Genomic DNA, 17455 nt, shown 5'->3' with positions numbered 1-17455 from the left:
CGGTTTACGAAATCGGTTTCGTTTCGAGTTGTAGTATACTCACCTACAGCGTTTTGCAAGCGAGATTTTTAAAAAAATGCCTAAAATGGCTCAGACTGCCGACAATTGGGAAACGGGGTGCGCTATGGCGCAGATGAGAATCAAGGACATTGCCGCCGAGGCGGGCGTGAGCCCGGCCACGGTCTCGCGCTATCTCAACAACCGTCCCGGGCAGATGACCGAGGAAACCCGCGCTCGCATCGCGGCGGTTATCGAGCGCACCGGCTATCGTCCACGTGCCGCCGCGCGCAATCTGCGCAGCTCGCGTACCAACCTCATCGGCGTGATTTTGGCCGACATCGCCAACCCGTTCTCGAGCGCCATGCTCGAAGGGCTTTCCGCCAGTGCCGCCGCGCGCGGCTGCTCGCTCATGACGGCCATTAGTGGCAACGATCCCGCCAAGGAGGCAGAGTCGCTCACCAGACTTATCGATGCCGGCGTGGACGGCCTGGTCGTCAATACCTGCGGAGGCAACGACAAGGCGATCGCCGCGGCCGCGGGGCACCTGCCCGTTGTGCTGCTCGACCGCGATGTTGCCGACGGTGGCATCGATCTGGTGACCTCCAACAACCGTGAGCTGGTCGCCGGCCTGGTAGACGCCTTGGCCTCTGCGGGCAGCGAGCGCCTGTGCCTGCTCACCGAGGCAAGCGACGACAGCCCTGTGCGTCGCGAGCGTGCCGAGGCCTTTGTCGACGAGCTTTCGCGACGCGGCCTTGCGGGTGAGGTTGTCACCTTGGCGGACGGTGGTGTCGAGGGTGTCAGTCGCCTGGACGAGACCATCCGCGGCTATGCGGGTAAAAAGCTCGGCCTCATTGCCGTCAACGGCTTGGTTTTCCTGCGCCTGACCGAGGCGCTGGCCCAGCTGGGGCCCTCGTTGCCGGCGGGTCTCAAGATTGCAACGTTTGACGACTATCCCTGGAACCACGTGCTCTTTGGCGGTGTGACCACGGCCGCGCAGGACACCCTCACCATTGCCGAGCGCGTGGTCGAGCGCCTGTCCGAGCGCATCGACGTCGTTACCACTACGGTGGGCGACGCCGCAAAGCTCGCCCCCAAGCGCATCGAGGTCCCCGGCCACATCGAACACCGCGCTTCGACCTCGCGCTAACTACTCGTTCGCAACTGCCTGTTCGCGCACGTTTTTTGAGCGCTTGATACGCTTTAACCCTGCGGAAACATTTTTCTGCGATAGTATCTGCGATATAGACCAGTCGAAACCCGCCCGAAAGAAAGGGGAGCGACATGAACCAGCAGAACATCGATTACGTACTCCGCTCCGTAGAGCAGCGTGACATCCGCTTTGTGCGTCTGTGGTTTGTCGACATTCTCGGCCGCCTCAAGAACTTTGCCATTAGCCCCGAGGACCTCGAGGTCGCTTTTGAGGAGGGTATTGGCTTTGACGGCTCCGCCATCGAGGGTTTTGCCACGCCCGAGGAAGCCGACATGCTGGCGTTCCCAGACGCTTCGACCTTCCAGATCCTGCCGTGGCGCCCGAGCCACAACGGCGTCGCCCGCGTGTTCTGCGACGTGTGTACTCCCGATCGCAAACCGTTCGCCGGCGACCCGCGCGATGCCCTGCGCCGCATGTTCCGCAAGGCCGAGAAGGCCGGCTATCTGCTCAACGTGGGCGCCGAGCTGGAGTATTACTACTTCCCCGACGAGCACACCCCCGAGCCGCTCGACAACGTGGGCTACTTCGATCTTTCGGTGAGTGATGCTGCCCGCGACCTGCGTCGCAACACGGTCCTCACGCTCGAGAAGATGTCCGTGCCCGTGGAGTACACCTTCCACGCCGCCGGTCGCTCGCAGCATGGCATGAGCCTGCGTCACGCCGAGGCCCTGAGCATGTCCGACGCTATCACCACGGCCAAACTCATCATTAAGCAGCAGGCCTACGAGAGCGGTTGCCACGCCTCCTTTATGCCCAAGCCGTTGGCGGGCGAGGACGGCAGCGCCATGTTTTTGCATCAGTCGCTGTTCGACCACGACGGCAACAACGTCTTTTGGGGCGAGGACGACGAGAAGTACCACCTCTCCGAAATCGCCAAGCACTACATGGCCGGCATCTTGGCGCACGCGCGCGAGATCAGTGCCATCACCAACCCCACGGTCAACTCGTACAAGCGCATCACCACGGGTGGCGACTCCGTGCCGCAGTACGCCACGTGGGGCCTGCGCAACCGCGCGAGTATGGTCCGCATTCCGGTCTACAAGCCCGGCAAGCCGCTGTCCACGCGCATCGAGCTGCGCAGTCCCGACCCCATGGCCAACCCGTACCTGGTCAACGCCGTCACGCTGGCGGCTGGTCTGGACGGCATCGAGCGCAAGCTGGAGCTCCCGCCCGAGGCCACGGCCGAGACGCTCAAGCTTACCGACCGTCAGATGGTCGAGGCCGGCTACGCGCCGCTGCCGCGCTCGCTCAAAGAGGCGCTCGATGTGTTTGAGGACTCGCAGATTATGAAGGATGCCCTCGGCGAGCACATTCACAGCTTCTTCCTCAAAAAGAAGCGCGACGAGTGGCATAAGTTTGAGTCTACGATCACCGAGTGGGAGATCAAGCACTACCTGGCGAACTCCTAATCGCGCTGGCTTGTTCCAGTACGATTGAGCTCATTTCTTTGGAGGCCGATATGTCCGAAAAGAGTGCCCTGTTCATGGCGCGCACGACGCGCTTCCACGAGTTTGCCCGCAGCTTGACGACTACCCTGGGTGTCGAGGTGAGCCTGGCAACCCCTGATTCGCCAACTGCGGCGCACGACTTTGACCTGCTGATCCTCGATTCCGACGGCATCCGCAGCGACCGCATCGATCAGATTGCCAAGTGGCTTGACGATCGCGGCGGTGTCCCCATGTTGGTGATCGTCGACGATGAGGCGCTCGGTACCCTGCGCCTGCCGAATCACGCGCATGCCGACTTTGTGTGCCCCACGGCGACGCCCAACGAGCTTAAGGCTCGCGCGCAGCGCCTGATGGGCGAGGAGGAGACCGTCACCGCCGACGATGTGCTCAACATCGATAACCTCGAGATTAATCTGGCTACCTACCAGGTGACACTCGATAACGAGCCCATCGACCTGACGCTGATGGAGTACTCGCTGCTGAGCTTTTTGGCGACGCATCCCAATCGCGCCTACAGCCGCGAGGTGCTGCTGCACCGCGTGTGGGGCTTTGAGTACTGCGGCGGCACGCGCACCGTCGACGTGCACATCCGACGCATCCGCTCCAAGGTGGGCCCGCAGATCGCGGCACACATCACCACCGTCCGCGGCGTGGGCTATCTGTTTAAGGACTAGCAAGTAAATAGAGGAATGTGAGGGTACCGGAGATTTCTCCAGTACCCTTTTCTCGTTTAGGGCGAAAAGAAGACCTTTCACCGATTTAAAGTGTGTCAGTAAAAACAATATCAAACGTATAGCACTATCTCACGAATATCATTTAGTTACCGTATCTCCCTACTGCACGGATGGAGGAAGAAATGCGTTATTCGAGAAAGGTGATTGTCGGATTCATAGTATTGCTTGCCGCCCTGATGTCTCCAAGGTTGGTTTTTGGAGACGACGACTTGGTTCGTGTCACACCGCAAATAGCTGTGGAGCAAGCGCAAGCTTTCTTTGATGACGTATCGGATGAGCCGGTGACCGCTTGTGACCCAGTAAAAATGGTGAATTCCGATGGGGAATCAATCGGGTATATCGTTCGCGCGAAGCGGGATGACGTTAACTATGGCTACGTCGTATTTGATTCAGAGCGATCTTGGTGGATCAGCGAATACTGCTTGGCTCCGAACGCCCCTATGCCCATTGAGAATACAAGCGATGAAATAGCCCTTCTCGCATCCCAAGATGACATCGTTGCTTTGAAATTTGACGAGCTGTCTTTTGGTATTGCAGATCTGGATAATAACGTTGTTTTAGATGAGAAGGGATGCCGGTCAACAGCGGTGTTTTCTGTGGGAAATAGCCGCAGCGGATCTCCAGGCAGGTTCGAGGATGTTTTCGTATTGCCCAAAGACCTGTATAAACAAGGATATGTCATTGACGCAAGTAAAACTATTTCAGGGATGATAACGCCTACACAATCAGAGGTTATTAAAGAAACGGGGACCTATGCTTGCGATGTGTCTGCGATGTTTGCGGTAAGCAGCCATTATGTAACGCTAAACCGGCTCAAATTGCCAGACTTATATCATGAGCTTTGGCAGTTATCGGGAACATCCGGCAAACCAAATAAGTCATTCGATCAAGCTACGGGCCTTTACTTTACCCAAGGAGAGACTCCATCTCCAAATGCTGCCCCGGCTATTAAGGAGTTCTGTGCTAGGCGCGGGAAAAGGCTTGAGACATCATTTGCCTGGTATCCATCTTGGGATTCTTTCAGGGCAACTGCAGATTCTGGAAATCTCAGTATCTTTTCTGGGACTCTCAGTTCAAGCCATGACGCTCATGCGATGGCTGTTGCGGGATATGTGGCTATGCATAATACATATTCAAATGATAAGAAATATATGCTTGTTGTCTGGGATGGTTGGTTCAATCAGCTGCGTTTTCTTCCATATGACACAACGATTTATATATCGCATGAAGGGACGTATTGTGGAGAGTGACGGCGAAGATGATAGAAAGCGCATACGTAAAACGCTGGGGCTTCTTTGCGCATTTCTTGGGATATTGGTTGTCGCGGCCTATCAACCGAGCCCCTCGGTCGTCGGTGGAAAAGATGACGAACATATTTCAGTTGAAGTACAGACGCTGTCGGATATTCATAACGGACAATTTGAGGCTCTCGTGTCAAGCGGAGGGCGGAAAGAGATTGATATCCGTAGTTACTTTAATACCGGAACTGCTTCAGGGCTGAAGGCGGGAGAGAAATGGATTCTATTCTTCGCAAGTGATGCCAATTTAGAAGAGGAAACTTTGCATCCCTACTATATGGAAAAAGTTAACTAAATCGGTGAGGAGCGAGAGGAATGATCAACAGAAGACAGCTATTCGTCTTGGCATCAGGAGCTGTTATGTTTGCTGGGGCGAGAAGGGCCAACGCTGCGCAGCTTACGAATGCGCAAAAACGATTGACGCTTGTGACCGACATGATAGTTCGGAATGAGGCTGGGGTTATTGTGTCCTCGGCGCGAAGCAAAGATGTCTTGGGTGCCGGAAATAGAAAAATGGCTGTTGGCAGCATAAACAGGAATAATGACGGTGCAGCGTCCCTGACAAGAGCGGCAACTAAGAATTTGGTGACGGTTCATAGGGAGTCAGATGATTCGCTGCCGGTGTTGGCAAAGATTGAGATTGTTGTTGAATATTCTGAAGATGGGCAAAGCATTGCAATTCGGTCAGGAAAATATTCGATAATTCAAACTGATCCGCTTGTGATGTATGCAAACGCTTGGTATGCGCTCATGCAGAAAGATAAATATGTGATGAACTACTTCACAGAAAGCGAAGCATCATATGAAACGGGGTGGGGGCCAACGCCATACGATGCGGAGAAGGATAAGTGGACGTGCGGATCGGGTATGGGCGCGACGATTACAGACTTTATTAACGATTCAACATATAGTTTTGCTATCGACTGCTATATCGAATAGACATGACGGCATAAAACGAATTGGCCTATAAGCATGTCATTACTTAAGCAAAGCTGAAATCTTGGCATCTAGTGCTCGGGACTGCCCAGCTTGGGGTACAACTCAACGTGAACAATGATGGCCCGCCACGGTGTTTGGCGGGCCTTTGGTTATTTGACGAAAGGATCGCAGCTATGAGCGAGAACGATTCCCAGCGTCCCCAGGATGTTGGCAATGCCGGCGAGACTCAGCAGCAGCCGCGCGTGCAGGTGGAGTCGACGCCTGCCGACGGCAACAACATTCCCTACGTGCAGGCCTACGATACGCAGACCGGCAAGCCGCTGGGCGGCCAACAGGTCGTGAACAAGCACACGGTGGTCAAGACCAAGACCAAAAAGCTGCCGATCTTTATTACAGCGCTTGCCGGCTGCGCATGTGGTGCCCTGCTGGTCATTGCGCTCATTATGAGCGGTACGCTCGATATCGGTGGCGGCAAGAATGCCGTGACGGCGGGCGCTTCGGGTTCGTCGACGCAAAAGATCACCATCGACTCCGAGGACACCACGCTGGCCGAGGCCGTTTCTGCCAAGGCCCTGCCCTCTGTGGTTTCCATCACCGCCACTTCGAGCGGCGGCCAGAATGGCTCGCTTTCGCAGTCTGCCGACGAGTCGGACAACTCGGGCAGCGTCGGTTCGGGCGTGGTGCTCGATACCGAGGGCCATATCCTCACCAACAACCACGTGGTCGATGGCTATGACCAGTACGTGGTGACCATGGACGACGGCACCACCTACGAGGCCGAGTTCGTGGGCAACGATGCCTCGAGCGACCTAGCCGTCATCAAGCTCAAGGACGCCGACGCCTCCAAGCTCACGCCGATCGAGATTGGTGACTCCTCCAAGCTCAACGTGGGCGAGTGGGTCATGGCGATCGGTTCGCCGTTTGGCAACGAGCAGTCTGTCTCCACCGGTATCGTCTCGGCGCTCTACCGCTCCACGGCCATGAGCTCTACCAACGGTAACACCATCTATGCCAACATGATCCAGACCGATGCCGCCATCAACCCGGGCAACTCCGGCGGCGCGCTCGTCAACGACAACGGCGAGCTGGTGGGTATCAACTCGCTCATCGAGAGTTATTCGGGCTCCAGCTCGGGCGTGGGCTTTGCTATTCCCGTTAACTACGCCAAGAACATTGCCGACCAGATCATCGACGGTAAGACGCCAGTGCACCCGTACCTGGGCGCCACGCTTTCGAGCGTCAACGCGCTCAACGCCCGCACCAACAAGCTGAGCACCGATAGCGGCGCGTACGTGGCGAGCGTCGTCGAGGACGGTCCCGCCGCCAAGGCCGGCATCCAGGAGGGCGATGTCATTACCAAGCTGGACGACGACGAGATTACAAGCGCCGACGGCCTGATCATCGCGCTGCGCAGCCATGAGGTGGGCGAGAAGGTCGAGATCACGCTCATGCGCGGCAAGGACGAGAAGAAGGTCACGGTCGAGCTGGGCTCCGACGAGGAGCTGCAGAACCAGCAGCAGAACGACAGCGCGACCGATACCGGCAACGGCGGTATTACCGACGAGCAGCTGCGCCAGTATCTGGAGGAGCTGCTGGGCCAGCAGGGCCAGGGTCAAGGCCAAGGCTATGGCCAGGGTTTCTAACGAGCCGTATTGCACATATCGAAGCCAGAGGGGACTGTCCCGCCAACGCGGGACAGTCCCTCTTTTCTTATTGATCCGTTGGGGACGTGGAAACGGATCATTTAGAGCTGATAAGAGCATGGTTTAATCGCGCGACCCACCCCAGTCTGGCGGCTGCCGATTCGGTGCGGTTTGAGACCGCTATTCGGCCCCGTTGCGACCGGTGGTACTCTAGTGTCCGTTTGAAATCGAGCGAAGGAGTACCGCTATGGAGCAATCGAGCCTGTTTGGTGACGGTGTGGATATCGATACCGAAACGCCCACGACCGCGGATGCCGCCGCACTGACCGATGCTCGTGCCCAGGCGGCAGCGCGCGCGGCCGAGCTGCGCCACGAGCTCGATTACCACGCCTACCGTTACTACATGCTTGATGCGCCCGAGATCACGGACGCCGCCTTTGACAAAATGCTCGTTGAGCTGCAGGAGATCGAGGCGGCCTATCCTGACCTGGTGACGCCCGACAGCTATACCCAGCGCGTGGGCGGCTACGTGAGCGAGCAGTTTACGCCGGTCACGCATATGGCGCGCATGTATTCCATGGACGATGCCATGGACCTGGACGAGCTCGACGCGTGGCTCCAGCGCACTGAGGATGCGCTCGGTGCCGGCAGCGTCACCTATACCTGCGAGCTCAAGATCGACGGTCTGGGCGTGGCGCTTACCTACCAAAACGGCACCTTCGTACGTGCGGCCACACGTGGCGATGGCACCACGGGCGAGGACGTATCGCTCAACGTCCGTACCATCAAGGATGTGCCCATGCACCTGTCCGAGCCGGCGCTCGCCCACATGGGCGCCGACCGCGAGCGTACCATTGAGGTGCGCGGCGAGGTCTATATGCCCAAGGGCAGCTTTGTGCGTCTGAACGACGAAGCCGATGCCGAGGGCCGCGACCCCTTCGCCAACCCGCGCAACGCCGCCGCCGGATCGTTGCGCCAGAAGGATCCCAAGGTCACGGCGCGCCGCGACCTGGCCACCTTTATCTACGCCATTGCCGATACCGATCCGCTGCACGTCCACAGCCAGCGTGAGTTCCTCGACTGGCTGCGCAGCGCCGGTTTTAGCGTCAACCCCAACGTGGCCCGCTGCGCCACGCCGGCCGAGGTCCACGAGTTCTGTGCCCAGGCCCTCGAGCATCGCGGCGACTTGGACTACGACATCGACGGCGTGGTCGTAAAGGTCGACAGCTTCCAGCAGCAGCTCGACCTGGGCTTTACTGCTCGCGCACCGCGCTGGGCCATTGCCTTTAAGTTCCCGCCCGAGGAAAAGCAGACCGTCCTACGCGAAATTCGCATCCAGGTGGGCCGCACCGGTGTGCTCACGCCGGTCGCCGAGTTCGACCCGGTGACGGTTGCCGGCTCCACCATCGCGCGCGCCACGCTGCACAACATCGACGAGATCCGTCGTAAAAACGTGCGCGAGGGCGATACCATCATCGTGCACAAGGCGGGCGACGTGATTCCCGAGGTCGTGGGCCCGGTGCTCGACAAGCGCCCGGCCGATTCGGTCGACTGGCACATGCCCGAGGTCTGCCCCGTGTGCGGCAGCCCCGTGGTTCACGAGGATGGCGAGGTGGCCTACCGCTGCGTGTCCATCGACTGCCCCGCACAGCTCAAGGAGCGCCTGCTCCACTGGGTGAGCCGCGGCTGCATGGACGTCGACGGCCTGGGCGACGAGATCGTCGACAAGATGATCGCCGCTGGCCTGATCCACGATGTCACGGACTTCTACCAGCTCACGGTCGACGACATCGCCGGCCTGGACACGGGGCGCGTGTACGCCAGCTCCAACAGCAAAAAGGGCGTTAAGAAGGGCGATCCCATTCCGGTAGGCCTTAAGACGGCCGAGAAAATCATCGCCGAGCTCAACAAGTCCAAGAGCCAGCCACTCGGGCGTGTGCTGTTTGCCCTGGGCATCCGTCATGTGGGCAAGAGCGTGGGCGAGGTCATCGCCGAGCGATTCCTATCGATCGACAAGCTCATCTTGGCGAGCGAAGAGGATATCGCCGAGTGCGAGGGCATCGGTCCCAAGATTGCGGCGAGCGTCAAGCAGTTCCTGGCCGTGCCCGAGAACCTCGCCGTGCTGGAGCGCTTGCGTCAGGCGGGCCTGTCGCTCGAGGTCGACTTGGGCGCCGCGCATGCACAAGCCGCAGCCGACGCTGGGGTGGCGGGCGAGCTTGCCGACGCACAGCCGCTTGCGGGTCTGACCTTTGTGCTCACCGGCACGCTCGTCAACCGCACACGCGACGAGGCGGGTGCGGCGCTCAAGGTGCTCGGCGCCAAGGTCTCGGGCAGTGTTTCAAAGAAGACGAGCTATCTGGTCGCCGGCCCCAAAGCGGGCTCCAAGCTCACCAAGGCCGAGCAGCTGGGTGTACCCGTACTGGATGAGGACGCACTCGAGCAGATCTTGGCTACTGGTCAGGTGCCCCAGGCGTAAGGCATCGATAGCCAAATTGAAGAACCGCCCGGAAGCACGATGCCTTCCGGGCGGTTCTTATTTTGACGGGGCAACGGGCACGGTGATCTGCGTCACGTAGGTTGCCGGATCATCGCTGATGATGTCGTCGATCAATGCGATCTCGCGCGAGGGGCCGGCGGGCGTCAGGTGGCGTTCGAGCATATAGCTGAGCAGCTGCTCGTAGCGCGGGGCTGCCTGCCCGTGCGTGCCGCGAAAGCTTATGGTCAGGCACTGCGTGGCGGGTCGCGTCTCGACGTTGCCCACGTAATCGTCGGTGTCATCGAGCAGCAGAAAGACCTCGTCGTAACCATCAAAATCACCGGTGGCAAGGCGTTCGGCGCTGATCCCGACGCCCAGGTTGCCCAAAAAGACAAAGGTCTCGTGCTGGCCCTTCTGCAGTTGACGAATCTGCCACTCCAGCGCATAGGCGTCGGTGGGGTTGACGCGTTCGTGCAGCACAGCGCAGCGAAGCTCGGGCGCGTCGATTTCGCAGATGGTGTCGAGCTGGGCGTCCAAGGCATCGTGCAACAGGGCAAGTCGGTTGTCGATCTTGCGCGACACGCGCTCCAGCTCGCGGCGCTTGCGCTCGATCAGTTCTTGCTGCTGGACCAGCTGCCGCTGCATGAGGTCCACATCGCGCGTGGTCACAAACTCACGGATTTGCGCTAATGGCAAGTCGAGAACACGCAGGTGGCTGATGGTGTTGAGCGTGGAGAGCTGCCGCGATCCGTAGTAGCGGTACCCACTCGCCGGATCGATGCGCGCCGGCTCCAGCAGGCCCATCTGCTCGTAATGACGCAGCGTACCCACACTCAGGTTAAACAGGCGCGCCACCTCGCCAATGCGGAGCAGGCCCTCGGTGCGCTCGTCGGATATGTCGGTCATGGCTCTGTTCCTTTCTGTGGCAGGCGAAACGGGACGGTCCCACCGTATTTCTTGACGTGAAAGTTCCGTGCTACGCCACCAGCTTGTCAAAAGTTCCGCGGCGGTTGAGCACGGTAAATGCAATCACGCAGATGACCGCCGACAGAATCGACCCGCACGGCGAGGCGATACCCATGGGGAACAGCGTGTCGGAATAGGCGTTCGACAGCAGCCAAGCGCCGGGCACGCGAATGAGGGCCACGGCCAGCACGTTGTGCGCAAAGCCGATGTAGCTCTTGCCGTATGCGGCGAAAAAGCCGCTAAAGCAAATGTGGATGCCGGCAAAAATCGCGTCGAAAATATAGCTGCGCATATAGCCGGTACCGGCCGCGACCACCGCGGCGTCCTTGGCAAAAAAGCCGATAAACGCTGGTGCCACCAGCCACATCAGCACCGTGACCAGGCAGCCGTACACCACCGAGATGGTCATGGCATCCTTGAGCACCTGACGCGCGCGGTCGCCCTTGCCCGCGCCGGCGTTTTGCGCCGTGAGCGCGCTGACGGTGGCACCCATGGAGCTCGGCACAATGAACAAAAAGCTGATCATCTTCTCGACCAGGCCCACGGCGGCGGCGTCGACCAGGCCGCGGTGGTTGGCGATGACGGTGATAAACATAAACGCCACCTGGATGCAGCCGTCCTGCACGGCCACGGGCACGCCGATCTTAAGAATGCTGCCGAGCACCTCGGGCTGGGGGCGCAGGTCGCTGCGCTTGAGGTGAATGTGCGTTCGACGGCTCTTGAGCCACACAAGCGCGAGGGCAACGCTAGCCGTCTGCGCGGTCACCGTGCCGAGCGCCGCACCCACGGGGCCGAGCCCCATGTGGCCGATAAACAGAAAGTCGAGCGCGATGTTAATGATGCATGCCACGCCGATCACGTACATAGGCGAGCGCGAATCGCCCAGCCCGCGAAAGATGGCCGAAAGAATGTTGTACGCGGCAATAAACGGAATGCCGACAAAGCAGATACGCAGGTAGGCGGCAGTGCCTTCGACGGCTTCGGCGGGAGTGCCAATGAGCGCCACGATCTGCGGGCAAAGCGCGAGCAGGACAGCGGCCAGTACCACCGAGACACCCATAAACAGCGTGATGGTATTGCCGATGGCGGTCTCGGCGCGGTCAAACCGGCGCGAGCCCACGGCGTGGCCGACGATGACCGTCGTTCCCATGGCCAGGCCCACGAGCGTCACGGTAATGATATAGAGCGTCTGCGCGCCATTGCCTACGGCGGTGATGCCGGCGGCGCCGCTGAACTGCCCCATCATGTACAGGTCGGCCATGCCGTAGAGCATCTGCAAAAAGTACGAGAGCATATAAGGCAGGGCAAAGACCGCGATGGTCTTAAGGACGTTGCCGCGTGTGAGGTCGTGTTCCATGGGCGGGGCACTTTCTGGCTTAGATCGTTTACGTACCAGTGTAGTGAAAACCATACAACGATTGTAGAGTCAAGGTTTGTATTGGCAGCAGGGCGAAAAAGTCACGCTCGCGTTCATTTCTAATTGAATACAGGGGCGCGTCCTGCGAGCTTGGTGCCTGCACTAGCCTTGCAGAAATCGATTTCGGAACACTTGACACCGCCGCACGGCGCGCCATAATACGTGGGTTTGCGAACAACGTTTGATGGGGGATGAACCTGCGTGCGCAATCTCAAGATTCTGTTTTCCTATCTGGGGGCATACCGCCGCGATGCCATGCTCGGCGTGCTCTTTGTGACGGCCGAGACGGCGCTCGAGCTGTTTATCCCGGTCATCATGGCAAATATCATCGATGTAGGCGTGCCCGCGGGCGACATCGACTACATGCTGTTGCAGGGCACGTATATGTTGGTATGTGCCGCATTTTCGCTGGTACTTGGCTTGGGCTATGCGCGCACGTCTGCTCGCGTCGCCTCGGGGCTGGGCGCTAACCTGCGCGAGGCCGAGTATCGCAAGATTCAGACGCTCGCTTTTGGCAATCTGGACAACTACGACGCCAGCTCGCTGGTCACTCGCATGACCACCGACATCACTGTTATTCAGAACGCTATCGGCAACGGCTTTCGCCCCATGGTGCGCGGCCCCGTGACGCTCATCGTCGGCTTGGTCTATGCGCTGGTGCTGTCGCGTCCGCTCGCTACGGTATTCGCGATCATCCTGCCGGTGCTGGCGATCGTACTGGGCGTTATCACCTACCGCGTCAGCCCGCTCTATCGCCAGTTACAGACTTCGATGGACCATCTCAACGGCGTGGTGCAGGAGGACCTCACCGCCGTGCGCGCCGTCAAGGCGTACGTGCGCGCCGAGCACGAGGAGGCCAAGTTCGACGCCGTCAATACCGAGCTTGCGCATACGGCGACGAAGACCTTTGGCAACGCTGTGCTCAACCTGCCGGTGTTTCAGCTGTCGATGTACGTGGCGGCGCTTTCCATTCTGTGGATCGGCGGGCGCATGATTCTTGCCGGCGAGCTCGGCGTGGGCTCGCTCACGGGCTTTATGAGCTATGTGCTGCTGATCATGAACTCGCTCATGATGATTTCCAACGTGTTTTTGCTGCTCACCCGCGCACTTGCCAGCGTGGAGCGCATCTCGCGGGTGCTCGACGAGCGTTCGCTTATCCAGGCGCCCGACGCTGCCACTGCCGTGCACGGGGTGGCCGACGGAAGCATCGAGTTTCGCGACGTGTCGTTTAAGTACCGCGCGGATGCTGCCGAGGATGTGCTCGAGCATATTGACCTTTGCATTGAGGCAGGCTCCACGGTGGGCATCCTCGGCGGCACGGGCTCGGGCAAGAGCTCGCTTGTGCAGCTGATTGCGCGCCTGTACGACGCCACCGAAGGCGCCGTACTCGTGGGCGGGCGCGATGTGCGCGATTACGACCTAGTTGCCCTGCGCGACGCCGTGGGTATCGTGCTGCAAAAGAACGTGCTGTTTACGGGTACCGTGCGCGAGAACCTGCAGTGGGGCAATCCGCAGGCGTCGGACGATGAGCTCCTCGCGGCCTGCCGGGCGGCATGCGTGGACGAGTTCCTGGATCGCACCGGCGGGCTGGACGGCGAGTTGGGCCAAGGCGGCGCCGGTGTTTCGGGCGGCCAGAAGCAACGCCTGTGCATTGCGCGCACGCTGCTCAAGCATCCGCGCGTGCTCATTTTTGATGACTCAACCAGCGCGGTCGATATGGCGACCGACGCTAAGATTCGCGAGCACATCGCTCGGATTCCCAATACGACCGTGCTCATCATCGCCCAGCGCATCGCGAGCGTCATGGATGCCGATCGCATTGTGGTGTTGGACGACGGTCGTGTCCACGGCGTGGGCACGCACGAGGAACTGCTGGCGGGCGACAACATCTACCAGGAGATTTATGCCTCGCAGATGGAGTTTGCGGGGGATGCGGACGTCGCAGACGGCGCAAATGCCCCGTCTTCGTCTGGCCCCAGCGGATCACTTCAAGCCACGGAAGGGGGTGAGCGCCATGCCTAAGACATCCGCTCAGGCCCGTCCCGCCAATCTGGCGCAGACGCTCCGCCGCCTGCTCTCCTACATGGGTCACGCCAAGTTCTCGCTGCTCGCAGTGGGTGTGCTTGCCTCTGTTGCGGCCATCGCAAGCCTTGCCGGTACCTACATGGTGCGCCCCATCGTCAACGGTTTGGCAACGGGCGGCGAGGAACTGCTCGCTAAGCAGGTTATCTTTACCGCTGCCATCTACGCCGCGGGCGTGCTCTCGGCTCTGGGCTACTCGCAGATTATGGTGCGCGCGGCCCAGCGCGTGGTGTCCGATATCCGCCGCGACCTGTTTGCGCACATCCAGATGCTGCCGCTCGGTTATTTCGACGGCACACGCTCGGGCGACATCATGAGTTTCTTTACCAACGATGTCGACACCGTCTCCGAGGCGCTCAACAACAGCTTTGCCAACGTGATTCAGGCGAGCATCCAGGTGGTCGGCACCACGGCCATGCTCATCATCCTCAACTGGCAGCTCACGATTATCACGCTCGTGTGCGATGCGGCCATTGTGCTGTATGCGCGCTACTCGGGCGCGCGCTCTAAGCGCTTCTTTGCCGCTCAGCAGGCATCGCTTGGCGACCTGGACGGATATATCGAAGAGATGGTCTCGGGCCAAAAGGTCATCAAGGTCTTTAATCACGAGCAGGCCAACGTGGCCGGTTTTGACGTGCGCAACCAAGAGCTGCGCCGCACCGGTGGTGCCGCGCAGGCCTACGCCAACTCGATGGTGCCCATGACCGTGGTGATTGGCTACGTCAACTATGCCATCGTCGCCGTGGCGGGCGGCATGCTCTGCATCAAGGGGCTCGCCGACGTGGGCGCGCTTGCAAGTTACCTGGTCTTTGTACGCCAGGCGGCCATGCCCATCAACCAGTTTACGCAGTTGGGTAATTTCTTACTCAACGCGCTGGCCGGTGCCGAGCGCCTGTTTGCCGCCATGGACTTTAAGCCCGAGGTGGACGAGGGCTGCGTGGAGCTGGTGCAGACGGGCGACGCTGCGTGGGCATGGAAGATTCCCGAGGGCCAGGGCGTGGGCGCGTACGGGCATCTGCATGATGTGGCTGCCGTTAATGAGTCGGGCCGTGCGGTGGCTGCCGACGGTACCGAGCTCACGTGCGGCTTGGTCCCGCTTGCCGGCGACGTGCGCTTCCATGCCGTGGACTTTTCCTACGTGCCGGGCACCCGTGTGCTCACGGACCTCAACCTGTTTGCCAAGCCGGGGCAAAAGATCGCGTTTGTGGGCTCGACGGGCGCCGGAAAGACGACCATCACCAACCTCATCAACCGCTTCTACGAGGTCGATGACGGCGAGATCACGTACGACGGCATCGACGTCAAGCACATTGCCAAGGCCAGCCTGCGCGGGTCGCTCGGCATTGTGCTGCAGGATACGCACCTGTTTAGCGGCACCATTGCGCAGAACATCCGCTTTGGCAAGCTCGACGCGACCGACGAGGAGGTGCGCGCCGCTGCCGAGGCGGCCTGCGCGGATTCGTTTATCCGCCGCCTGCCTAGAGGCTACGACACGCTGGTCACGGCCGACGGCGCCAACCTGTCGCAGGGCCAGCGCCAGCTGCTCGCCATCGCGCGCGTGGCCGTTGCCGACCCGCCGGTGCTCATCCTGGACGAGGCCACTTCGAGCATCGACACGCGCACCGAAAAGCTCATCGAGCGCGGTATGGACCGCATCATGCGCGGACGCACCACGTTTATGATCGCGCACCGCCTGTCCACCGTCCGCGACGCCGACGCCATCATGGTCCTCGAACACGGCCGCATCATCGAGCGCGGCACCCACGAAAAGCTGCTCGCCCAGCACGGCGAGTACTGGCAGCTGGCGCATGGCTTAAAAGAGTTGGATTAACCCGTTCGAGCACGATGCTTCGACCCCTTCGTGCCCCTCACCTCGCCTCAAACCATCACAACATTCGACGTTTTTGCCAAAATCGGGAAAAGCATCGAATGTTGTGATGGTTTTTCTGCCGCTCGGCCGGGTGGAATCGCTTTCTTGTGCACGAAGGTGTGCGGACCCGTGGGCAGGGGAATAAGGTTGGTTATCCGACTCCATTGGAGGGCTCATGGACCTGCCGATCGTCTTGTCCCATAAGACTGCCTGGCTGTACCACAACGTGGCGCGCCCGTCCGAGCCGCTCTCGCGAGCAAGCAGCCTATACGATGAGGACTCGCTTGCTAGCGAGGCGGAGCCGACTGCGAGCCTGCCCAAATTGGGACTCGATGCCAAGGGACTGAGGGCTTCGACAGCAGTTGGGATCGTTACCGACTATCTGGTTTCGCTTGGTATTCCACGAGAAGAGCTCGATCATATCGACACACTCGTCAACTTCGATTTTGAGCGTTCGACGCCGGCTGGGTTTAGGTGCCACGTGTTTGGGGCGCCGGTACCTCCAGGCCATCTTATCGAGGTGGCAGAGGGCCTTCTGGTGGTTGATGAGGCCATGTGCTTTGTCCAAGCGGGTTCGTGGATGAGTGAGCCCGAACAGCTGGAGTATGGTTATGAAATCTGCGCCCGATACCATTTGAATCATCTGTCGACAGACGATTATGTCGAGATGAGGCAGAGATATACCGTTGCCGACATGATTGCCTATTGCAATGAGAACCGATCTCGTCAGGGGGCCATACGCGCGGCCGCCGTGCTCAAGCGCGTGCACGATGGCGCGCGGTCGCCCATGGAGACGGCCACCGCAATCATGGTCGTAGCAAAACGTTCCCAGGGCGGGCTGGGATACGCCAAGATCGAGCTCAACCATTGGGTCGATGTTCCCAACGAGTTCAAGTATCTCGCAAAGGCCGGGTATTTCGAGATCGACGTATATGCGCCTGCGAGCGGTACGGGGATTGAATATAACGGCTCGGACCATCTTGATAAGCAGCGCAGCGCGTCGGATGCGGAGCGTATGACCGTGCTGAGCGCGCTGGGCTTTAGGATGATCGTCCTCACCGGGACTCAGTTTGCCCACCAGCTGCAATTGCACCGGGCGATGAACGCCATTGCGCTCGCTATGGGCCTTAAGTGCGACCGAAGCGAAGCGTTCCAAAAGCGTCAAAACGACCTGCGAGAATTTGTGATTCGGCACTGGGACGGCGGCCTTTAGGGGCGCTTTGGTCCTTCTGCGGGGTGCCGTGGGCAGGCAAACCATCACAACATTCGACGTTTTTTGCCAAAAGCGGGAAAAGCATCGAATGTTGTGATGGTTTGTATGTTGAGGATGGGCTTGGAAAGTCCGTTTTGCTCAAAGCAACCTGTCCTGTCG

The 17455-nt window shown here is 59.7% G+C and carries 13 protein-coding genes; 11 read left to right on the top strand and 2 right to left on the bottom strand.

All coding sequences use genetic code 11. The features are described 5' to 3' along the window. Positions 1–124: 124 nt before the first annotated feature. From DWW12_RS05175 to ligA, 8 genes are all read left to right on the top strand, one after another. Positions 125–1147 (top strand): LacI family DNA-binding transcriptional regulator, encoded by a 1023-nt coding sequence (locus DWW12_RS05175; RefSeq protein ID WP_158564406.1) that lies wholly within the window; start codon positions 125–127, stop codon positions 1145–1147. A 134-nt stretch (positions 1148–1281) separates the two neighbouring features. Further along, a complete protein-coding gene (locus DWW12_RS05170) occupies positions 1282–2619 on the top strand; it encodes a glutamine synthetase family protein (RefSeq protein ID WP_117855323.1) in 1338 nt (445 codons plus the stop codon). A gap of 50 nt (positions 2620–2669) precedes the next feature. Next, positions 2670–3332, top strand: a complete 663-nt coding sequence (locus tag DWW12_RS05165) for a response regulator transcription factor (protein WP_006234733.1) — start codon at positions 2670–2672, stop codon at positions 3330–3332. Between the two features lie 182 nt (positions 3333–3514). Continuing rightward, on the top strand, positions 3515–4642 hold the full coding sequence (locus DWW12_RS05160) for a hypothetical protein (protein WP_089573200.1): 1128 nt from the start codon (positions 3515–3517) through the stop codon (positions 4640–4642). Then, positions 4632–4985 (top strand): hypothetical protein, encoded by a 354-nt coding sequence (locus tag DWW12_RS05155; protein WP_117855322.1) that lies wholly within the window; start codon positions 4632–4634, stop codon positions 4983–4985. The genes DWW12_RS05160 and DWW12_RS05155 overlap by 11 nt, the downstream gene beginning before the upstream one ends. Before the next feature lie 20 nt (positions 4986–5005). Further along, positions 5006–5629 carry a hypothetical protein gene (locus tag DWW12_RS05150; RefSeq protein WP_117855320.1) on the top strand — a complete coding sequence of 208 codons (624 nt, stop codon included), beginning with the start codon at positions 5006–5008 and terminating at the stop codon, positions 5627–5629. Positions 5630–5802: 173 nt separating this feature from the next. Next, positions 5803–7272: a S1C family serine protease gene (locus DWW12_RS05145; RefSeq protein ID WP_117855319.1), complete on the top strand. Its 1470-nt coding sequence runs from the start codon at positions 5803–5805 to the stop codon at positions 7270–7272. A gap of 247 nt (positions 7273–7519) precedes the next feature. After that, entirely contained in the window at positions 7520–9748 is a 2229-nt protein-coding gene (ligA, locus tag DWW12_RS05140) for an NAD-dependent DNA ligase LigA (protein ID WP_117855317.1), read from the top strand. A gap of 57 nt (positions 9749–9805) precedes the next feature. Here ligA and DWW12_RS05135 read toward each other — a convergent pair whose 3' ends face one another. Both DWW12_RS05135 and DWW12_RS05130 read right to left on the bottom strand, forming a co-directional pair. Continuing rightward, positions 9806–10654, bottom strand: coding sequence for a MerR family transcriptional regulator (locus tag DWW12_RS05135; RefSeq protein WP_117855316.1), 849 nt, complete (start codon positions 10652–10654; stop codon positions 9806–9808). A gap of 70 nt (positions 10655–10724) precedes the next feature. Beyond that, entirely contained in the window at positions 10725–12071 is a 1347-nt protein-coding gene (locus DWW12_RS05130; protein ID WP_117855314.1) for an MATE family efflux transporter, read from the bottom strand. Between the two features lie 261 nt (positions 12072–12332). Here DWW12_RS05130 and DWW12_RS05125 point away from each other — a divergent pair, with 261 nt between their 5' ends. From DWW12_RS05125 to DWW12_RS05115, 3 genes are all read left to right on the top strand, one after another. After that, a complete protein-coding gene (locus DWW12_RS05125) occupies positions 12333–14153 on the top strand; it encodes an ABC transporter ATP-binding protein (RefSeq protein ID WP_369832419.1) in 1821 nt (606 codons plus the stop codon). After that, entirely contained in the window at positions 14146–16044 is a 1899-nt protein-coding gene (locus DWW12_RS05120; protein WP_117855312.1) for an ABC transporter ATP-binding protein, read from the top strand. Before DWW12_RS05125 ends, DWW12_RS05120 begins: the two co-directional genes overlap by 8 nt. A gap of 214 nt (positions 16045–16258) precedes the next feature. Beyond that, a complete protein-coding gene (locus DWW12_RS05115; RefSeq protein ID WP_117855310.1) occupies positions 16259–17296 on the top strand; it encodes a hypothetical protein in 1038 nt (345 codons plus the stop codon). The last annotated feature ends 159 nt before the right edge of the window (positions 17297–17455 follow it).

The sequence above is a fragment of the Collinsella sp. AF14-35 genome, assembly GCF_003464565.1.
Lineage (GTDB): Bacteria > Actinomycetota > Coriobacteriia > Coriobacteriales > Coriobacteriaceae > Collinsella.
The sequence above is the reverse complement of the archived record's forward strand: the minus strand, read 5'-3'. Positions and strand labels throughout refer to the sequence as shown.